Genomic DNA, 20283 nt, shown 5'->3' with positions numbered 1-20283 from the left:
GTCTGTCCAGCTGTAGACGATATATGTTTGTCTTCTTCGCTGAAAGTCCGACGACATAAATCTATCCGAAAATAGTTATATCCCGCCAGCCCGTGTGTGTTAGTACCATGTTCGAGGTCTTCTCGCGGAGCTACTATCTCGGACGACTCTACGTGACCCCCATCGACGGGGACCGCGCCCTCATGCACAGCGACCAGCACGAGCGGATCAACGAGGAGGTGTACGCGACCGGCGACGGTCTCGAGCGCCTCGACGCGCCGCTCGTGATGAAACTCGAGTCCGGGCACTTCCCCGTCCACGGCGACGACGCCGTGCCAACGAACACGCTCGCCGTGCCCGAACCGATGCTCGAGGACACCGACGTGCGCAACCCGCCGTCGCTGCGGGAAGTCCTGCTCGCCCGTCGCGAGCGCGCCGAGCAGCTGCTCACGTGGGCCGGCGGCCTGTCCGCTTCCGACGACCACCCCGCCGCCGGAACCTAGAAGTAGCCTCGCTGCACCCCTTCGTCCAGACGCAGATGCTCGACGCGTTACTCGGCCGCGCCTCCCTCAAGGAGCGCATCGACGAACTCGAGGAGAAAAACGAGCGGTTACGAAACCGGTACGAGGCCGAATCCGAGCGCCGATCGGAGGCGGCCACCGCCCGACAGGACGCCGAGGAGCGGGTCAACCGCCTCGAGGACCGCATCGCCCAGCTCGAGGGCGAACTCGAGCAATTGGAGGGCCACGAAGCCGGCCGCTCCGTCCGCCGGCGCGAACGGCTCCGGGGGAGCCGACTCGAGGCGGTCGTCGACCGACTGACGTCGTTTCGCACCGGTCCGGAGGGCGCCCTGACGGCGATTCTCCGCGAGGACGAGGGCGGCGAGACGCTCGTCGAGGAGTTCGACGTCGACCTCGAGACGCCGCTGGGCGACCGCGCCGCGCTCGTCGACGAGGCGACGCCGTGCGTGCTCTGTCTGGACGACGCCGGACTGATCGCCGCCGCGCTCGAGCCGCCGGCGATGCCCGACCCCGACCCCGGCTCCGACTCGCGGGTCGCCTGGGACGATCGGTTCGCCCTCGAGCGCGAGTGGTTCCTGCCGACCGGTCGGTACGCGCTCGCGCTCGTCCGGACCGACCTCTTCGCCCTCGGGGCTTACGAGGACGGCGACCGCGTCGACTATCGCGGCTTCGAGAGCGACGTCAAGGGGAACCACTCGAAGGGCGGCTTCTCGCAGGCCCGCTTCGAGCGCATCCGCGACGACCAGATCGACGATCACCTCGAGCGCTGCCGGGAGGCGCTGGCCGACGACGTCGGGGACGACATCGAGCGACTGTACCTGGTCGGCCAGCGCGGCGTCGTCGAGACCCTCGCCGAGGAGAGCGGCCTCGAGCCGGCCGGCACCGCCGCCGTCGACGCGACCGGCGACCCGGAACCGGCGCTCGAGGACGCCCACCGGTCGTTCTGGACGACCGAGCTTCGGCTGTTCTGAGCCGGCCGGGACCGGTGTCCGAGTTCGGGTGGAGTGTCGCTCGAGCCGAATCGGGGGCATTTTTGGTCGGCGCGAACGACTGTTCGACCGAGCGATGTCCGACTTCGAAACCGTCAGCTGCAGCGGCTGTGGTGACGAGTTCAAGGCATACCCCGACGCGAACGCGGCCGATCGCGGGTTCTGTTCGCCCGCCTGCGCGCTCGAGGAGCACTGAAAATAGATCGCTGAAAACGGATCGCTAACCGGAACGACCGCGCTCGAGGACGCGACCCGAGCGCGATCGAGTGCGGATCGTTGTTTTCTCGCTCGAGCGGACGGGGTAGCGACTAGCGGGACTCTCGTGGGAGCTCCGTTTCACCGCTTTCTGCGGAAGCAGGTCGGGTCGTCCTGCTCGTGCTGGCAACAGTGAATCGCCACTCCCTCCCCAGCCGATTCGCTCGTTCGCTCCGCTCACTCACTCATCCAACGGAAGACGCTTCGCGTCTTCCAAGCCGTCACTCACTACGCTCGCGACGACCTCGCACGGTGTCGTCGGCCGACCTCACTGTCGTTCGGTCGTCCTCGCTCACGGATCACTTCGTTCCCCGTCTACTCACGGGCGCTCCGCGCCCGTTCGTATGGTTCGCGGGACCGTCGGTCCCGCGCGATTCGCGTTTCGAGGCGCTCCCTTCGGTCGCGCCTCGCAGACAGCGCGCGCCACCGCACGTCGTTCGATCGGTCGCACTCGGATCGCGATATCGACCGTTTAAGTGCACCCTCGGCGATGATCCGGTATGCGCGTCGCGATCCTCGCCCACGAGAAGTTTCCCGACCGAGCCAAGACCGCGCTGGGTGTCCTGCGGTACGCCGACTACGAGGCCGCGGCCGTCCTCGATCGCGAGTCGGCCGGCCGTCGCGTGAACGACGTCGTCCCGGACGTCCAGGACGCGCCGATCGTCGAGGGGATGGCCGACCTCGAGGCCGACGCCGTCGACGCCCTGCTGATCGGCATCTCTCCGATCGGCGGCGAGTTCGACGAGAGCTGGCGCGATGACGTGCGAACGGCCCTCGAGTACGGCTGCGACGTCATTTCGGGGCTGCACTACTTCCTCGCCGAGGACGAGGAATTCGCCCGTCTCGCGGCCGAAAACGGCTGCGAGCTGCGGGACGTCCGCGAGCCGCCCGAAGACCTGACCGTCGCCGAGGGCGTCGCCGGCGAGGTCGACGCCGAGGTCGTCCTCACCGTCGGCACCGACTGTGGCGTCGGCAAGATGACGACCACGATGGAACTGGCGCGGGCGGCCCGCGAGGCCGGCCACGACGCCGCCGTGATCCCCACCGGCCAGACGGGGATCATGATCGAGGGCTGGGGGAACCCGATCGACCGCGTCGTCAGCGACTTCACCGCGGGCGCGGTCGAGGAGATGGTCCTCGAGAAGGGGAACGAGCACGACTACCTCTTCGTCGAGGGCCAGGGCAGCATCGTCCACCCGGCGTACTCGGCGGTCACCTGCGGGATCCTCCACGGGTCGATGCCGGACGAACTCGTCCTCTGTCACAACGCCGGACAGGAGGCGATCCACGGCTACGAGTCGTTCTCGCTCCCCGACCTGCAGACCTACGTCGACCTCTACGAGTCGCTGTCCGCGCCCGTTTCGGGCGGCGAAATCGTCGCGGGCGCGTTGAACACCAGCGGCCTCGAGACCGACGCCGACGCGCGCGAGGCGGTCGACGCGTACGGGACCGAGATCGACGCCCCCGCGACGGACGTGCTCCGCTTCGGGGCCGACGCGGTCCTCGAGGCCATCGTCGAGTGAACCATGGCGCTCGAGACCTCCTTCGAACGCCACGCGCTGCCCCTCGAGTACCCGTTCGGGATCGCCCGGGGGACGACGACCGAGCGAGCGGTCGTCACGGTCCGCATTGAAGACGACGACGCCGTCGGCGTCGGCGGCGCCGCGCCCGCGGCCCACTACGGCGAGACCGTCGAGACGGTGACGGCCGTCCTCCCCGACTTGCTCGCGGTCGTCGAGGACGTGGGCGATCCCCACCGACTCGAGCGCATCGAGCGTCGCATGCGCGAGACCGTCCGGCGGAACCCGGCGGCTCGCGCCGCGGTCAGCATCGCCTGCCACGATCTGGTCGCCACGCGACTCGACGTCCCGCTCTACCGGTACTGGGGGCTCGATCCGGCGGAGACCCTCGAGACCTCCTACACGATCGGTCTCGACGACACGGAGACGATGCGCGAGAAGACCGAGACCGCCCTCGAGCGCGGCCACGGCACGTTAAAGGTCAAACTGGGGACGGATGGGGACCTCGAGATCGTCGAGGCGATTCGGGCGGTCGCACCCGACGTTCGGCTGTTCGTCGACGCCAACGAGGCCTGGGCGCCGAAGGAGGCCGTCCGCAAGATCGAGCGCCTCGCGGACTACGACCTCGCGTTCGTCGAACAGCCCGTCCCCGCCGAGGACCCCGAGGGACTGCGATACGTCTACGAGCGCTCGCCGCTGCCGATCGCCGCCGACGAGTCCTGCGTGACGCTCGCGGATATTCCGCAGGTCGCGGACCGCTGTGATATCGCGAACCTGAAACTCATGAAGTGCGGCGGCCTCCGCGAGGCGAAGCGGATGATCCACGCCGCCCGCGCCCACGGCCTCGAGGTGATGTGCGGTTGTATGACCGAGTCCAACGCCTCGATCGCCGCGGCCTGTCACCTCGCGCCGCTGCTGGACTACGCCGACCTGGACGGCTCGCTGTTGCTCGCCGACGATCCCTACGACGGCGTCCCGATGCCCGGCGGTCGGATCGATCTGGCGGGACTCGAGCGGTCGGGGACGGGCGCGGTCCGCGAGTAGTCTCATCACTCATCGAAACGGATCACGCGGTCGGACTGTCACTCCGGTCGGCAACGGGGGTTTACAACGGTCGTCGGTGGAGAACTGCTGGTATGCACGACGGTACCGATGACGTGACCGTCTCTCGGCGAACGCTCTTGCGAGCGTCGGCGGGGACGGCCGTATTTTCTGCAGTCGGTGTCGGATCGGCGGAAGCGAACGGGAGCGACGCCACCGGGACGACGCCGTGGTTCGACGACCGCTGTCCCGACGCGACCCTCGAGCCGAACATGGGCCACTGCGTCGAGAACGGGATGGAGGGCTGTGCGGACGACCATCCGGCGACGACCGAACTCCGATCGGGGGTGCAGACGGCCCTCGAGGAGCGCTACTCCGACGTGGGCGCGCTGATCGACGAGGGGTACCAGCCGTACTTCGACACGCTCGATCGGGAGGACGACAGTTACTCCCACTGGATCAATCCGGAGTACGTCGGGGACGACGCGGTGCTCGACCCCGAACGACCCGAGTCGGTACTGGTCGACGACGAGTCCTGGCGGTCGATCGGCGTGATGTTCGTCGCGACGCGGAACGGCGAGCGGATCGAGCCGCCGGCGGTCTACGGCGGCGATGCGAGCGGCGAGACGGCGGACGACGCCCCCATCGGCGCCACCGCGGAACCGGAGTCCCCCTGCTCCCCGTGGCACTATCACTCCGGCCTCCCCGGCCGGTTCGCGTGGTGGTACTACCAGCAGGCCTACGAGCGCGACTTCGCCGACGGAGACATCGACCTCCCCTGTCGGACGCCCTGTATGCTCCACGTCTGGGCGGTCGACCACCCCGAGAGCGTCTACGCGCACGACGCGCCGCCGGCGGAGAACCGCGATCGGGAACCCGCCGCGGAGGCCGGCTTCGAGACCGACGCCGAACCCGGGTCCGACGAACTCGACTGGGACGTGCTGCCCGACGAACTCGTCCCGGAGCGGCGACCGGAGGACCTGGCGGCGCTGGTGCCGGGGCTGTAGCGCTCGCCACCGATTGCGTATAGCGTATTTCGATTCACCGGGTTAGTCGCCGACTCGAGTCCGATCGGCTCCGCGCGCGGCGATGCCGGTCACGTCGTCGACTCTGCGATCCAGTTCCACGCCTCGAGCGCGCGCTCGATCCGGTCGACGGCGCTCTCGACGTCCACCGCGTCGGTATCGAGCTCGAGAGCGTCCTCGGGCGCGTCGAACTCCCGGTAGATCACGTGGACGCCCTGCTCCTCGATCGGATCCGCGCGCGTTCGATTCCGCTCGAGGCAGGTCTCGAGGCTCGCGGTGACGAAAACGAAGCGGATCGCCTCGCGGAAGCCGAGGGTCCGAAACTGCGTCTGCCACTCGCGCTCGTAGAAGGTCCCGTCGACGACCGTGAGCGTCTCGACGGGGTCGTCGCGGGCTCGCTCGAACAACTGCTCGTAGGTGCGACTCGAGAAGTCGTCGGAGTGGTGGAGCAGGACGGGGACAGGTTCGCCGCGGGCCTCGAGGCGGTTACGGACTGCCGTCGCGATGGTGGTCTTACCGGCGCCCGGCGGCCCACAGACGACGAGGATCACTCGGCACTCACGGGCGAAATTAGTCCTCGGGCCCCTAACCGTCGTCGAATTATCGCTACGTGTCGCGCGGTGCAAGCAGTCTATCTCTCGCTCGAGATGCTCCGATCGCCGTTGCGATGGCGCGCGCTGTCGATCGTGTCCGAACGCAGTGAGGGCCGATCGATAATACCGTGCGAGGGATGAGTGACCGGAGGGAGCGAATCGGCTGGGGAGGCCGTGGCGATTCCCCGTTGCCACGATAGCAGGACGTTGTTTTCACCACTATCTCTCCCACAAGCCCATTCAAAAACCCAAATGAACGGAAGTGCGCTGCTCGCGTGGCAACAGGGATTTCCACACCCTCCCCGACCGATTCGTTCGCTCGCAGGCTCGCTCACTCGTCCCTCGCAGGCTCGCTCACTCGTCCCTCGCACGAGTTCGACGCCCGTCCTCGCTGTCGCTCACGGTTCACTCCGTTCACGTTCGCTTTCCGAGGTGCTCACTCCGTTCGCACCTCGCGCCGCTCGGACGGTCGACAGCGCGCGCCACCGCATACCGGATCGACTGTCTCGAGCGAAAACCGACCCCGAGCGTCTTCGAGCGCGAACGGAACGGGAACCACGAACGCGAATCGCAGCGAGCCACCCCACTCCCGTGCCGGTTCCCTCATCGATTTACGCTTCTCGCGTGAACGACCACGCATGGGCTACGACACTGCCAGCAAGACCGATCCGGAGTCAGTCATCGACGAGGAGTGGGGCGGTATGTGGTTCCTCAAGGACGAGGTCGACGCCGACGAGGCCGGCTTCTCGATCCTCGAGCTCGAGCCCGACGGCAAGGGCATGGAACACGACGAGAGCGACAGCGGACAGGAGGAGATCTACTACGTCGTCAGCGGTACCGTCGACGTCGAACTGACCGACCGGGACGAGACGGTCACGCTCGAGGAAGACGACCTGATCCGGCTCGATCCCGAGGAGACCCGCCAGATCTTCAACCGCAGCGACGAGCGCGTGAAGCTGGTCCTGGTCGGCGCGCCGCTCTAGCGGCCTCGAATCGCAGTCGAGATTGCGGTCGAACCGCCGTCAGATGACGTCGCTGGGGTCGTGAACCTCGGCCATCCGCTGGGCTTCGGCGGCGTACTGTTCTCGCAGGTCGGGATCGTCGACTGCGCCCAGATTGTCCGAATCGACGTCGACGGCCGCGGTCGTGTCTCGAACGTCCGTGAACGAGGTGAGCGCGCGCTCCTTCCGGAAGTATCGCTCGCCGTCGGTCGTCGCGTAGGTGAGGATGATCAGGTTCTGTTCGTCGTCGGAATAGGTCCGTTCGACCAGCCAGACGCGAACGGTATCCGAGGCGGTGCTCGCCATGGGTGTCACTTGGTCGGCGAAACGTAAGAAGCCACAGCGCGAAGCGTAACCGTCGCCAGGAGTGGGACCTCACTCCCAGTCGATCTCCTCGCCGCGACTCGAGTCCCGCAGGATGAATGGGCCGATCGCCAGCGTTCGCTTGGCTATCGTCGCGATCCGCAGGATGAACGCGATCAGCAGGAGGAACGGGGCGACGGCGACGGTCGCGGCCGCCGCGACGGCCCAGACGACGGCGTCGATACCGAGGGCGGCCCCCCTCACGGCGCTCGGATCGAAAAAGAGGATCATCGAGATCGTGACCACCAGCGCGGGAACGGCGGCGTACATCATCGCTCGCGAGAGGTTGATCAGTTCCCACTGGAAGTACAGCGTCTTGAAGTGCTCGCGGGCGAGGCCGAACAGTTTCAGCGACTCGAGCAAGTCGTCGTAGGCGTCGTGGGCCTCGTCGGTGAACGAGTCCGCGTGGACGTTTCGGATCCGGCGGAGCCGGAAGATCTTCCAGGAGTAGTTGTAGTCCAACGCCGCCTTGATCACCTCGTACGTCCCGAAGTCCGCGTCCTCGAGGTCCTCGCGGATCGAGTCGGCGTGGGTCGTGACGTTGTCGACGAAGTCGTCGACGCGCTCTCTGAGTTCCTCGTCCTGGCTCTCCGAGACGGCCTCGCGGAAGTCGGTCGCCCGGTCCTCGGAGGCCGCGATGATCGCCTGAAAGAACGACGACGGTTCCGGCGGACTGATCGGCGCGTCGATCGACGACTCGACGTCTTCCCTGAAATCCATCGCCCCGGAGAACCGCTCGCGCTGATCCTCGACGGCGCCGAGCTCCTGCGAGAGCACCAGCGAGTTGATGGTGATGACGAGCGTGACGCCGGTGATCAGCGCGGTCACGAGGGCCTGAAAGAGGGTCTCGATCGGGTCCCGCGCGCCGACGACCGCCTGGAGCGAGACGGGGCTGAGCCGGGCGGCGACGAGCAGTCCGACGAAGACGAACAGCATGAGTCCCGCGGTGATCAACCACCGGTTCGCGTTCAACAGGAGGGTATGCTTCAGCGTCGGAGACTCGCTGCGCTCGGCCATCGTGTCGCTGGGCTGGGAGCCGTCGTCGCTCATCGCTCGAGCGCGAGAGTACCACGATGGGCGGGAAATAGCTACGGCAGGATCGCAGTCGGCGACGCGACTCAGCCCAGATCCTCGTCCCGCTTGGTCTCCCGCAGGATGAACGGTCCCATCGCGAGGGTTCGCTTCGCGACGGTGGCGATCCGCAGGATGTAGACGATGAAGACGACGAACGGGGAGATACCGATCACGAACCCCGCGCTGGTCAGCCAGACGAGGTTGTCGATCCCCAGGAACGTTCCCAGGAGCGCAGTACCGTCGATATACATCATCAGCAGTCCCATCGCCGTGAGCGCGGGGACCGAGACGTACAGCAGCGCCCGCGAGAGGTTGATCAACTCCCACTGGAAGTACAGCGTCTTGAAGTGCTCGCGGGCCGGGCCGAAGAACTTCAGGATCTGGATCATCTCGTCGAGCTCGTCGTCGGCCTCGTCCGACAGGTCGTCGCTGTGGTCCGCGCGGATCTTGCGCGCGTCGTAAATCTTCCGCGAGTAGTTGAAGTTCAGCGCGTTCCAGATCACGTCGAACGTGCCGAACTGAGCGTCCTCGAGGTCGTCCTTGACGACCTGTGCGTTCTCGACCGCGTCGTCGACGTAGCCGGAGACCTTCTCCTGAATCTCGTCGCCGTGGTCGTCCGCCACTGTCTCCTCGAGTTGCTGCGCTTCCTCCTCGACGCCGTCGACGAGCTCGTAGAGGAACGCCGCGGGTTCGGGCGGCGTCACGTCCTCGTACTCCAGCGAGTCCTCGATGTCCTTGCGGAAGTCCATCGCGTCCTGCATGCGCTCGCGCTGATCGCCGACCGCGCCGAGTTCCTGGGAGAGCACGAGCTGGTTGATCGTGACGACGATCGACGTCCCCGTGATGATCGCCCCGATGAACCCCGAGAAGATCCAGAAGGTCGCGTTGTGTGTTTCGACGAGTACCCGGTGGGGTGCGAGCCCGAACAGACTGGCGCCGACCAGCACGGCGAACACGATCACCAGCACGGCCGCCGTGAAGAGCCAGCGGTTCAGCCGGAGCAACACCCACAACCGCGGGCCGCCGACGCCGGCCCGCTGTCCCAACACGCCGCTCGAGTCCGAGTCGCTCATTGCCTGCCCGAAGTGACCACGGCGGCGGGTAAAAGAGTCATCCGGGCGAAAGCAACCCCGACGTCGACGGCTGTCGCTCGTTCCCACCACCGAAACTACCGTTGACGGCCAAAGGCTTGTAGGCGGGGCCATGGTACGACCGATTCCATGAGCGAGTCCGCCGAGAGCGCGAGCGAGGAGACGTCGAACACGATGGTCGACCGCGTTCGCGGCGGTCGACCGATGCTGTGGTTTCTGGTCGAGGGGAATCGCGTTCTCGTCGCCGGCGTGATGCTCGCCGTTTCCTACACCATCCTCGTCGTTCTCGGCACGTTCGGCCCCGGCTCCATCTCGAAGCTGTTCGATCCCGCGCCGATCGCCTCGACGTTCACTCCGACCATCATCGGGATTATCATGGGCGTCACGCTCGTGTTGACGTTCAACCAGTTCGTCCTCGCCGAGGAACTCGGCCCCGTCGCCGATCAGCGCGAGCGAATGGCCGGTGCGATGGAGTTCCGCCGGGATACCGAAGACGCCGTCGACCGGACTACCAGCCCCCCCGAGCCCTCCGCCTTCCTCCGCGGACTCGTCGAAGCGACCGGCGACCGGGCCGACGAACTCATCGACGCGCTCGAGTCCGACCCCGATCTCGACGAGGCGGTTCGCGAGGACGTCCGCGAGTACGCCGAGGGGATCGCCGCCGACGCCGAACGGGTCGCCGACAACCTCGAGGGCAAACAGTTCGGTCGGTTCGAGGTCGTCAAGGCCGCCCTCGAGTACAACTACTCCTGGAAGATCTACACCGGCAACCGGGTACGGAACCGCCACGAGGAGGCGCTTCCCGACGCTATCGACGAGCAACTCGAGGAGTTGCTCGAGGTGCTCGGCTTCTTCGGCCCCGCCCGGGAACACTTCAAGACGCTGTACTTCCGGTGGGAGATCATCACCCTCTCGCGGTCGCTGGCGTACCTCGCCCTACCGGCGCTGGCGGTCTCGGCGTACATGATCCTCGTCTTCGAGGTGGGTGACGTGGCCGGGATCGTCGCGGGGTTCGATCAGGGACTGTTGTTCGTCGGCCTCGCCTTCGCCGTCGGCGTGGCGCCCTTCGCGATCTTCCTGTCGTACATCCTGCGGGTCGTCACCGTCGCGAAGTGGACGCTCGCGATCGGCCCGTTCATCCTTCGGGAGACCGATCGCGGCGAGGACGTCGGTTGGGAATAGTTAGGAATCCTCGCCGTAGGACACGTCGAACGGCCCCTCATCGGGATCCTTCTGAGGAATCATCGGTCCGATAGACGCGGTCCGTCGCGTGACGGTCGCGGTGCGGAGGATGTACGAGACGAGGAGAAACAGCGGTGAGAGCCCGATGAGGATCAGGACGATCACGGCGTAGGGCATCGCGGCGAGGTTGACGTTCGGCCCGGTGAAGTCGGCGTACAGGAGCCCGATGGCGACCGCCGACAGGATCGACGGCACGCCGCAGTAGATCGTCAGCTGCGAGAACCGGGTGAGCTCCCGCTGCAGGTAGGTCGTCTTGAGGTGCTCCCGGGCGACGTTGAACAGCTTCAGGGAGCCGATCAGTTCGTCGAGTCGCTCGGTCGCGTCCGACGACAGCGAGTCGGCGTACTCGCCGCGGAGGTGGGTCGCGACGTACAGCTGCCAGGCCTCGTCGTAGTTGATCGCCGCCGAGACGGCCGTGAACGTGCCGAAGCTCGTCTCCTCGAGCGTCTCGTCGATTCGATCGGCCCGCTGCTCGATGCTGTTCGTGTACCGAACGACGACGTCGCGGACCTCGTCGTCGTGGTCCGCGACGGCGTCGGCGAGTTCGACGGCGTCGTGGCGGATCGCTTCGATGACCAGTTCGAGCACCCTCGTGGGCGCGGCCGGACTCGCGGGAACGCTGGCCTCCTCGGCGACGTCCTGCCGGAACTCCATGACTCCGTCGAGCCGGTCGCGGGCCTTGCTCGCCGCGGAGAACTCCTGGGAGAGGATGAGCTGGTTGACCGAGACGACCAGCGTCACCAGTGAGAACGTGCCGGCGATCATCCCGCTGGCCACGCGCGTCACGGAGTTCGGATTGGCGAACGCGACGACCTCGAGTTCGTACGCCGCGACGAGCGAGACGAGGACGACGAGTGCGAGGACCGCAGCGACGGCGAGACGACCTCCCTGGATCAGGAACCACTCCTGAACCCGCGTCACCGTCCCTTCCCGTTTCCCGACGTCGGCTCCGAAGGACTCGAGCGTCTCATCGCTCTCGGAGGGACTCATGGCGCCACGTTCCACACACCCGACAATAAGAGCCTGCGTTGCACACCGCCGGCACCGCGACCGGACCGCAACGGGAACCGTGTGAGCGCAAGCGTCGATACCGGATCGTCCTCGCCGCCGACACGTCGGCCGAACGCGAGAAGGTAGACTCGAGAATTGCCCCTTCAGGGCCTACACTGAAATGCGTCGACAGTGTCGGTCCGATACATGCTCGGTCACGGAACCCACTCGTGGAGGGGGGTGCGACGGCGATGACCCGATCGGAGTCGACGAGCCGACGCCGACTTCTCACAGCGGTCGGTGCCGGCGTCTCGGCCGCGGTCGCCGGTTGTACCGGCAGCGGGGGCCTCAGCGGCGAACCCTCCTACGAGGACGGCAACGGCGTCGAGATAAACGCCAGTAACGTCTCTAACCGGACGACGTCGGAGATGTCTACGGCGGCCGCGCTCGCAAACCAGCAACCGTCTCAGTCCGTGACGCCGTTGGATCCCCTCTCGCTGACCGACCACCAGTTCGTCGTCGAGGGGGGCTATCTCGGCTCGACCGTGCAGGGAACCGTCGAGAACACGGGCAGCGATCGGATCCAGATCGTCGAAGTGCGAACCCGGATCTACAACGACGCCGGCAACGTGATCGGTCGGTATCTGGCCACGACGGGCGACCTCGATGGCGGCGAGACCTGGGAGTTCCAGGTGGTCGTCCTCGAGGCGCCGTCGGACGTCGCCAACTACGACATCGCGGTGTTGGGGACGCCGTCCTAACGCCTCTTCGGCCGCCGACCCGACGTGCTGACTCCTCTCAGTCGGTGGACTCGAGGAGTTCGTCGGCGACGCCCTCGGTAACGAGTTCGGGAGCGATATCGAGCGCGTACGCGGGACGCCCCTTTCCGGTCGGCGACGTCCGCTCGGTGTCGATCTCCTCGACGAACCCCTCGTCCTCGAGTCGGTAGAGCGATCGCATCACGTCCGCCTCGGTGAGCGTCCCGACGACGCCCACGTCGACGCCCTCGAGTTGGGTCTCGCAGACGCGTCGCAGGTCGTGAGTCTGAACGGGCGTCTCGCCGCGCCGATCGAGTTCGGCGACGCCGAGCAGCACGACCTGATTGGTCAGCGAGATCTCGTCGAACGCGTCCGTATCCGTGTCCGTATCCGTGGCCATACTCGGGGTTCAACGTCAACTGTGGTAGTCGTTACCCCACGACCCACTGCGAGAAAACGATCGCGCGGGATCCGATACGGACCGGTCGCCGCCCGCGTCGCTATCGGTAGACCTCCGTCGGCGGATTCAGGCGTTCTCCTCGTCCTGGAGCTCCGCGAGCTCGGCCTCGACTTCGCTGTCGTCGACCTCGGCTTCCATGTCCTCGACCTCGGACTCCACGTCCTCGAGTTCTTCCTCGTCGACGTCGCCGGCCGGTTCGGCGGCGGATTCCCGTTCTCCCTCGCCCATCTCGGATTTCAGCGTCTCGAGCTCGGCCTCGACGCCGCTGTCGGTCTCTAACTGCTCGAGTTCGCGGTCGATGTTGTCCTTGTCCGAGAGGACGTCCTCGAACGCGCCGGACTCGTGGAGTTCGTCCATCGCGGCGGCGCGTGCCTCCATGTCCTCGGTCTGCTCCTCGGCGCGCTCGATTGCGCGGCCGACGTCCTCGAACTCCTCGCCGGTGGCCGTCATCGCTTCCGACACCGTCGAACTCGCCTTCGCGGCCTCGTGGCGGGCCTTCATCGTTTCCTTCTTGGTGCGGAACTGCTCGATGCGGTTCTGGAGCTCGTTCTTCTGGTCGATCAGCTTGTCCTGCTGGTTCTGCAGGTTCGAGATCTGGCGCTCGAGGTCCTCGATCTGGTTCATCTTCGTCTTCTTCTTCTCGAGGGCGCGTCGCGCCAGGTCCTCGCGGTCCTGTTGGACCGCGGTGCGGGCCTGATCGTTGTGTTTCTCGACGTTCTCCTCGAGGCGCCGCTTCTGCATCTCGAGGCGCTTCTTCTGCGTGGTCAGATCCGCGATGCCCCGTTTGACCTGCTGGAGCTGGTCGCGCATCTGCTCGTAGGAGTAGTCGAGCGTCTCCGTCGGATCCTCGGCGCGGTTGAGCACCGAGTTGAGCTTCGACCGGATGATGTAGGAGGTCCGCGAGAGGATGCCCATAGTCGTACGTATCGCTCGTCGCCCTTAAAAACATCACTTCGTCAACAGACTGTGATGAACGCGACCGTCTCGATACCGGTCACGCGGCCGTCAGCCGGCCGGTCAATCGAGCGGGGCACCGACGCCGGACTCGAGCGGCCGTTACCGGTCGACCGAAACCGAACGAACCGCGACCGACTCGTCGACGAGGATCGTCGCTGTCCCCTCGTCGCCGCCGTCGTCGTCTGGGACGGCCGGACCGAGCCGCCCATCGGGGTCGGCGTACAGGGCCTCGGCGTCTCGGCCCTACCGCTCGGATTCGTCGGCTACGCCGTCGTCGGCGAGTACGAGCGGTTGCGATTGCGCGAGTCGTTTTCCGACCGCACCGGCGCGCGTCCGTCGTCGCCGATCGAGTGACGTGTTTTGATTATCGCCCGCGGCGAACGACCGACCATGAGCGACGTCCTGATTCCCGGCGGTCGCGACGTCCGCGGGATCCTCGAGGAACCGCCCGACGGGGCCGACGCGATCGTCGTCGCCTGTCCGCCCCACCCACAGCACGGCGGCTCGCGCAGCGACGAGCGCCTCGTGGCGGTCGCGGCGGCGCTTCGCGACTCGGGTATCGCTAGCCTCCGGTTCGATTACGGGTCGTGGGACGACGGATACGGCGAGCGGGAGGACGTGCGCAACGCCGTCCGCTGGGCCCGCGAGGAGTACGACTGCCCCGTCGGCGTCTTCGGCTACAGCTTCGGCGCGTCGCTGACGCTGCTCGCCGCGGCGGACGTCGATCCCGACGCCGTCGCCGTCCTCGCGCCGACCGCGCGACTGGCCGACGACCTCGACGCGGTCGCGGCGCTCGAGTCACTCGAGCGCGAGACGCCCGTCCACGTCCTCTACGGGGAACGGGACACGACCGTCGACTGGGAGCCGGTGGTCGAGCGCGCTCGCGAGCGCGGCGATGGGGTCTCCGCGCTGGCGGGCGATCACTTCTTCCTCGGGAAACGCGACGCCATCGCGAGCGAGGTCGCGACGTTCTTCGAACGGACGTTGCTCGCGTCGGACTGAGCGACGCCGTCGGAGCGACGAATCGTTCCGTTCCCGTCTCGCGGTCTGATTTACGATGTCCGGTCACTTACCGTGACGCTACTCAGAACGAACGGGACCGTTCCTTTATCCGCGACATATATCGGAAGATTATGATACACGATGGCTTTCGCATCACTAGCTATATCCGCTCAGGAGGGCTGATAACAGGTGATGAACGTAGTCGAAAACGACGTCGCGGTGATCACGGGGGCGGCATCCGGAATCGGACGAGCGACGGCGCAGACGTTCGCCGACAACGGTGCGTCCGTCGTCGTCGCCGACGTCGACGCCGACGGCGCCGAAGAGACGGTCGCGGCGATAACCGACGACGGCGGTGAGGCGACGTTCGTCGAGACCGACGTCTCCGATCCAGATGATGTCGAACGAATGATCGAAACTGCGATCGACGTCTACGGCGGCTTGGACGTCCTCTACAACAACGCGGCCATCGAAGGGCCGGTCGCGCGAATCGACGAGTACGATAGCGATGCCTTCGAACAGGTCCTGGATATAAACCTGAAGGGGGTCTGGTACGGAATGAAGTACGCGATCGAGGCGATGCTGGCCGACGACGGCGGCGCTATCGTCAGCGCCTCCTCGATCGGCGGTGAGGTCGCGGTGCCGCAGTACAGCGGCTACGGGGCCGCGAAGGCGGCAGTCAGTCAGCTCACGAAGTACGCGGCCATCGAGTACGCCGAGGACGGCATCCGGGCGAACGCGGTCGCACCCGGAATCGTCCGCACCGAAATGATCGAACGAACCATCGAGGACCATCCCGAGATGGAGGCTCAGTTCCGGGACACCGAGCCGATGCCCGGCCTCGCGGACCCGACGGAGATCGCGAACGCCGTGCTCTTTCTCGGATCGGACCTCTCGTCCCGCGTTACCGGCGTGACGCTGCCAGTCGAGGGAGGGTACCTCGCACAGTGACGGCGGTTCGAGACGTCCGCTCTGACGACGCGCTCGGACCGGTATCCTTCGTCGACCGTGGACAATCGTGCCCCGACCCTGTGAGTATCGCTTCGATGCGGAACCGACGCGCGATCGACGACGGAACGGTCGTACATACCGATGACTGCCGATAGCTCGCCGTCGACCGTCCGGGCCGAATCGTGGGCGGAACTACAGGAACTGGTCACCGCGGAGATGTGGATGCCCGACATCTCGCGGCATCGCTCCCCCTTCGTGTTCCGAGGCGTCCCCTCACGGGACCACACCCTCGAGACCTCGATCAAGCGGTTCGTCGGGGACTCGGGGGAGTGGAAACTCGAGTCGCTGCTGTTGCGGAACTTCCACCAGTACGCCGTGAGCGAGATCGAGGAGCCCGAGTCGGTCTGGCACCTGCTCTCGATCGCCGAGCACTACGGCCTGCCGACCCGATTGCTGGACTGGTCGTTCTCGCCGCTGGTCGCGACCTACTTCGCGGTCCGGGACGGCGACACCGCCCACGACGGGGCCGTCTGGGCGGTCGACTTCCGGCAACTCCACGATTCCCTGCCCGACCACTACCAGCGCGTCCTCGAGCGGACGGAGACGGACATGCTCGACGTGCATCTGCTCTCGAACGCGACGCTCGAGGCCGATGCGGCCGCGGCCGACGCGAGAGACGAGGCGACGACGCGAAACATAAACGACGTCTCTCGACTGGACGATCTCTGGCGCGAGCGGTGGGGCGTCGACGCCGACGACGAGGCCGACGACCAGTACGTCGTCTTCTTCCGGCCGCCGGCGATCGACGACCGCATCGCCAATCAGTCGGCCGTCTTCTCGTTCCAGTCGGATCCCCGGCTCACCCTCGACCGCTGGCTCGAGGATCGCCCGGACTGTTACCGGAAGATCGTGATTCCGGGCGAGCGCAAACTCGAGTTCCGCGACAAGTTAGACCAGATGAACGTCAACCACCGGACGCTGTTTCCCGACCTCGAGGGGCTGACGACCTGGCTCAAGCAGTACTATCAGCCACAGGAGTGAGTGGTCCGGCGGATCGATTCGGCGACGCGGTCTCGAGACGCCGTCGGCCGCCGTATCCGACACTTTCGAGCCGTAGGCGAACCGAATCCGGGCGAAACTATCGCATACAGCGTTCTTCGAAACGGTATCGATCGATCCTTCGTCTCGAGACGGACTCTTGCAGAATCCTGAACCATCTTCTGACCGGTATCTCGAGTATTACTATTTCCGATGAAATTCCGAAAGATATCGCGGATGAAACTGCAATCGATAACGGCCGTCGCAGTCGTAGCGTTGCTCGCTCTGAGTATGGTCGGTGCGGGGGCCGCCGCGCCCGCCGCGAGTCCGGTCGAGGACGCGTCGACCGAGACCGATACGGACGACGTCTCGCAGTCGAACGTCGTCACCCAGTCCGACGTGACCACCGTCTCGTCGGTGACCTCGGGGACCGACGACACCGTCGAGGTGACCACCGATGGCCTCGACAGCGACGTCGAGTCGCCGGTCGGCGACCTCGATAGCGGACAGGCCGGCGACGCTACGTCGCTGCTCGAGTCGCTGTTCGACGGCGACATCACTGACCGTATCGACGACGAGGACACGCCCGACGATGCGGACGACGGAACGGACGAGACGAATGACGATACCGGCGACGGAGCGGATGAGACGGACGGTGAGGAGACCGGTGAAACTGACGGCGATGACGGAACTGACGAGACCGACAGCAACGAGACCGACGAAACCGATAGCGACGACGAAACGGACGAGACGGATAGCGACGAAACTGACGGAAACGAGACCAACGAAACTGACGCCACCGCGGGCGATGAAACCGACGACACCGCGGGCGATGAAACCGACGACACCGCGGGCGATGAAACCGACGACACCGCGGGCGATGAAACCGACGACACCGCGGGCGACGAAACCGACGACACCGCGGGCGACGAAACCGACGACGGCTCGAGCGACGAAACCGACGACGGCTCGAGCGACGAGATCGATCGCGCGGCCCTCGAGCGATACGTCCACGAGGCGGTCAACGAGGAACGCACCGCCCGCGGCCTCGAGCCGCTCGAATTCGACACCGAGCTGCGGGACATCGCCCGGGCCCACAGCGAGGACATGGCCGAGCGCGGCTACTTCGCGCACGTCGATCCGGAAGGGAACGACGTCACCGACCGGTACGAACAGGCGGGATACGAGTGCAACGCGAACGGCTACACCGGCGGCGAGAACCTCGCGCAGACGTGGTACGACACGCCGGTCGTCACCGACGACGGCGAGACCGTCCGCTACGAGACCGAGCAGGAACTCGCGGACGGAATCGTCACGCAGTGGATGAACTCGCCGGGCCACCGCGAGAACCTCCTCGCGACCCAGTGGGAGAACGAGGGCATCGGCGTCTCCGTCACCGACGATAACCGCGTGTTCGTCACGCAGAACTTCTGTTAGGGTCGTCGGACGGCGATCCGCGACGCTCTTTTTTCAGTCCCGGCCGTGCCGGGTCAGACACTTCGAGAGGCCGATCAGTTCGACGGGTTCGGAGTTGTCCGGCGAGTAGACGACCATCTGCCCCTTCTCCATGTAGGGCACCTTCGACTCGAGGTTGCTCGGGATATTGACGCTCTTGATGGCGTCCTCGTCGCCGAGGTTCAGGACGACGGTGGTGTTGATCTGCTTGAAGACGGCGTCGTGGATGTCCTGGGGGTCTTGCGTGATCAGAAAGAGGCCGAGTCGCTCCTTGCGGCCCTGTTTGGCGGCCTCGGTGAACTTCGAGATCACTTTCCCCGCCTGTACCGAGTCGGCGTCGGTCAGGAAGTTGTGGGCCTCGTCCATCCCGAGGACCAGCGGCGTCTCCTTGATCCGGTCGTAGAACGGGTCGTTCGAGAGCTTCTGGTCGATGAGCAGCGAGGAGACCGCGAGCACGATCGTTTCGGTCGCCCGGCTGTCGTTGATGTGGTAGGTCGGGACGACGGTCAGCCCGCCGGGACGGACGAACTCGTGAACGAGGTCGGTGATCGGGCGGGCGTCCTGATCGAAGACGTGGCCGAAGCCGAGCACGCGCCGCCGGACCGCGTCGAAGGTCGCCTCGTGGACCCGGCCGGACTCGTCGAGCTCCTCGCGCAGCGCGGGGTCGTCGAGGAACGTCGTGAACTCCTCGTAGGTGCCGTCCTCGCCGTACTGCTTCCGGAACCGCGGCAGGAGGACGCTGACCAGCGCGCCGTACTGGTTGTCGTTCAGCCCGCTGCCCGCGACCAGCCAGGGGTTGTCGTAGACCATCGAGAACGGAATCGTGAACTCGACCTGCCGGGCGCGGTGGTGGCCCGCCGCGTACGACGCCGATCCCACCTTCGGGACGAACGCCGTCGTGTCCTCGTGGCCGCCGTAGGCGATTCCCTCTCGCTCGAGGCGGCGCGCGAACTCGTCGTCCAGGTCGGGGTTGTCGTCGTGCATCTGGGCGTACTCGTCCTGCGGGTCGAACTGGACGACGGCGGGCCGGACCTCGCGGCCGTCGTCCATCGGATAGGTGCGATCCTCGGCGAGGTACTGGCGCAGGATGTTCTTCGCGCCGTGGGTCTTCCCCGACCCCGTTCCGCCGGCGATCAGCGTGTGTCGGTAGACCAGCGGGTCGCCGGCCTCGTAGTCGTCTTTCAGCCGATAATCGATGGTCGGCGGCGACGCCGCGGTCCGCACCTTCTCGCCGCCGACCGAGAGGTGGCCGAGGAAGACGCCGTCGTCGGGCATCTTCAGCCCGGTCTTGATCTCGGCGGTATCGTCGGCCTGCCGGATCACCGTCTGGGGCTTGGGGACGCGGTCGGTCATCCGCCGTTTGAGTTCGCCGTCGTCGTCGTACAGCACTGCGACGGGCTCGAGTTCCGCGACGAACTTGTAGTCGGCCTCGTCGACCCCGTCCGATCGCATCGCGCGCCGCGCGTGGATCTCGGTGGCGTCGTCTGCGTGGTACTGCTGGGCGTACTCGAGGCCGGTGATACGACAGAACAGGGTCTCGCCGTCGGGATAGGGCGCGAGCAGATAGCTCCCGATGCGGATCGACGAACGGTTGCCGCGGGTGACGTAGGCGCGCAGGGTGGTCTCGTCGCCGTCCTCGGCGACGCGCAGTCCCTGCGAGACGCAGATCGCGCCGATACCGACGTCCTCGCCTCGCGGCTCGACGGGCGTCGGTTCGAACTCGTCGGTCGTTCCGCCGTCCGTACCTGTCGATCCGCCGGCACTCGACGGGGTCCCCGTCGATCCGTCGGAACCGCCCACGTCGTCGTCTCTGTCGCCGGAATCGGCGCCGGACCCGGCGTTGAAATCGCCGAAGTCACCCAGATCGGTCATATCAGGTCCATCAGGCCGCCCCCACAACTACTTTTCGAGGCGGCACACTGGTTCGTCGGGACAGACGATCGGGACTGACGACAGAACGGAACGGCCGAAGCCTGCG

Annotated in this window: 21 protein-coding genes; 13 read left to right on the top strand and 8 right to left on the bottom strand. The window is 66.3% G+C overall.

Going from position 1 to position 20283, the window contains the following annotated elements; translation table 11 throughout:
• Window positions 1-107: 107 nt before the first annotated feature.
• The 5 genes from WD430_RS04540 (at window position 108) to WD430_RS04520 (ending at window position 5312) form a co-directional block, all read left to right on the top strand.
• Window positions 108-482: a DUF5802 family protein gene (locus WD430_RS04540; RefSeq protein ID WP_339104844.1), complete on the top strand. Its 375-nt coding sequence runs from the start codon at window positions 108-110 to the stop codon at window positions 480-482.
• A gap of 35 nt (window positions 483-517) precedes the next feature.
• Window positions 518-1471, top strand: coding sequence for a Vms1/Ankzf1 family peptidyl-tRNA hydrolase (locus WD430_RS04535; protein ID WP_339104843.1), 954 nt, complete (start codon window positions 518-520; stop codon window positions 1469-1471).
• Between the two features lie 773 nt (window positions 1472-2244).
• Window positions 2245-3267 (top strand): DUF1611 domain-containing protein, encoded by a 1023-nt coding sequence (locus tag WD430_RS04530; protein ID WP_339104842.1) that lies wholly within the window; start codon window positions 2245-2247, stop codon window positions 3265-3267.
• A gap of 3 nt (window positions 3268-3270) precedes the next feature.
• Entirely contained in the window at window positions 3271-4308 is a 1038-nt protein-coding gene (locus tag WD430_RS04525) for a dipeptide epimerase (RefSeq protein WP_339104841.1), read from the top strand.
• Window positions 4309-4400: 92 nt separating this feature from the next.
• The gene (locus tag WD430_RS04520) at window positions 4401-5312 is read left to right on the top strand and encodes a hypothetical protein (RefSeq protein ID WP_339104840.1); all 912 of its coding nucleotides are present in this window, start codon (window positions 4401-4403) and stop codon (window positions 5310-5312) included.
• A gap of 89 nt (window positions 5313-5401) precedes the next feature.
• On the opposite strand, the gene WD430_RS04515 is transcribed toward WD430_RS04520, so the two are convergent.
• Window positions 5402-5881, bottom strand: a complete 480-nt coding sequence (locus WD430_RS04515; RefSeq protein WP_339104839.1) for an AAA family ATPase — start codon at window positions 5879-5881, stop codon at window positions 5402-5404.
• A 680-nt stretch (window positions 5882-6561) separates the two neighbouring features.
• On the opposite strand from WD430_RS04515, the gene WD430_RS04510 reads away from it, so the two are divergent.
• Entirely contained in the window at window positions 6562-6906 is a 345-nt protein-coding gene (locus WD430_RS04510) for a cupin domain-containing protein (protein WP_339104838.1), read from the top strand.
• 39 nt (window positions 6907-6945) lie between these two features.
• Here the strand turns inward: WD430_RS04510 and WD430_RS04505 are convergent, their stop codons facing one another.
• The 3 genes from WD430_RS04505 to WD430_RS04495 all read right to left on the bottom strand — a co-directional run bounded on the left by WD430_RS04505 (window position 6946) and on the right by WD430_RS04495 (window position 9434).
• Complete coding sequence (locus WD430_RS04505) at window positions 6946-7230, bottom strand: hypothetical protein (protein ID WP_339104837.1); 285 nt, start codon at window positions 7228-7230, stop codon at window positions 6946-6948.
• Window positions 7231-7299: 69 nt separating this feature from the next.
• Window positions 7300-8337, bottom strand: a complete 1038-nt coding sequence (locus WD430_RS04500) for a hypothetical protein (protein ID WP_339104836.1) — start codon at window positions 8335-8337, stop codon at window positions 7300-7302.
• A 68-nt stretch (window positions 8338-8405) separates the two neighbouring features.
• Window positions 8406-9434 carry a hypothetical protein gene (locus WD430_RS04495; RefSeq protein WP_339104835.1) on the bottom strand — a complete coding sequence of 343 codons (1029 nt, stop codon included), beginning with the start codon at window positions 9432-9434 and terminating at the stop codon, window positions 8406-8408.
• Between the two features lie 147 nt (window positions 9435-9581).
• Here WD430_RS04495 and WD430_RS04490 point away from each other — a divergent pair, with 147 nt between their 5' ends.
• Window positions 9582-10634, top strand: a complete 1053-nt coding sequence (locus WD430_RS04490; protein WP_339104834.1) for a hypothetical protein — start codon at window positions 9582-9584, stop codon at window positions 10632-10634.
• Here the strand turns inward: WD430_RS04490 and WD430_RS04485 are convergent, their stop codons facing one another.
• Window positions 10635-11684, bottom strand: a complete 1050-nt coding sequence (locus WD430_RS04485) for a hypothetical protein (protein ID WP_339104833.1) — start codon at window positions 11682-11684, stop codon at window positions 10635-10637.
• 251 nt (window positions 11685-11935) lie between these two features.
• Here WD430_RS04485 and WD430_RS04480 point away from each other — a divergent pair, with 251 nt between their 5' ends.
• Entirely contained in the window at window positions 11936-12445 is a 510-nt protein-coding gene (locus tag WD430_RS04480; protein WP_339104832.1) for an FxLYD domain-containing protein, read from the top strand.
• Between the two features lie 37 nt (window positions 12446-12482).
• Here the strand turns inward: WD430_RS04480 and WD430_RS04475 are convergent, their stop codons facing one another.
• Window positions 12483-12842, bottom strand: a complete 360-nt coding sequence (locus WD430_RS04475; RefSeq protein ID WP_339104831.1) for a hypothetical protein — start codon at window positions 12840-12842, stop codon at window positions 12483-12485.
• A gap of 126 nt (window positions 12843-12968) precedes the next feature.
• Entirely contained in the window at window positions 12969-13817 is an 849-nt protein-coding gene (locus WD430_RS04470; RefSeq protein ID WP_339104830.1) for a PspA/IM30 family protein, read from the bottom strand.
• A gap of 54 nt (window positions 13818-13871) precedes the next feature.
• Here WD430_RS04470 and WD430_RS04465 point away from each other — a divergent pair, with 54 nt between their 5' ends.
• The 5 genes from WD430_RS04465 (at window position 13872) to WD430_RS04445 (ending at window position 18287) form a co-directional block, all read left to right on the top strand.
• On the top strand, window positions 13872-14213 hold the full coding sequence (locus WD430_RS04465) for a hypothetical protein (protein ID WP_339104829.1): 342 nt from the start codon (window positions 13872-13874) through the stop codon (window positions 14211-14213).
• Window positions 14214-14249: 36 nt separating this feature from the next.
• Entirely contained in the window at window positions 14250-14861 is a 612-nt protein-coding gene (locus WD430_RS04460) for a CocE/NonD family hydrolase (protein WP_339104828.1), read from the top strand.
• 192 nt (window positions 14862-15053) lie between these two features.
• Entirely contained in the window at window positions 15054-15812 is a 759-nt protein-coding gene (locus tag WD430_RS04455) for a glucose 1-dehydrogenase (protein ID WP_339104827.1), read from the top strand.
• A 141-nt stretch (window positions 15813-15953) separates the two neighbouring features.
• Window positions 15954-16853, top strand: coding sequence for an FRG domain-containing protein (locus WD430_RS04450; protein ID WP_339104826.1), 900 nt, complete (start codon window positions 15954-15956; stop codon window positions 16851-16853).
• A 288-nt stretch (window positions 16854-17141) separates the two neighbouring features.
• Window positions 17142-18287 (top strand): CAP domain-containing protein, encoded by a 1146-nt coding sequence (locus tag WD430_RS04445; protein WP_339104825.1) that lies wholly within the window; start codon window positions 17142-17144, stop codon window positions 18285-18287.
• A gap of 33 nt (window positions 18288-18320) precedes the next feature.
• On the opposite strand, the gene WD430_RS04440 is transcribed toward WD430_RS04445, so the two are convergent.
• A complete protein-coding gene (locus WD430_RS04440; RefSeq protein ID WP_339104824.1) occupies window positions 18321-20177 on the bottom strand; it encodes an ATP-binding protein in 1857 nt (618 codons plus the stop codon).
• Between the last annotated feature and the right edge of the window lie 106 nt (window positions 20178-20283).

Origin of the sequence: Haloterrigena sp. KLK7 (assembly GCF_037914945.1) — an archaeon.
In the GTDB taxonomy this organism is placed as follows: Archaea; Halobacteriota; Halobacteria; order Halobacteriales; family Natrialbaceae; genus Haloterrigena; species Haloterrigena salinisoli.
Note: the sequence above shows the minus strand (reverse complement) of the source record. Positions and strands in the feature narration are given on the sequence as shown.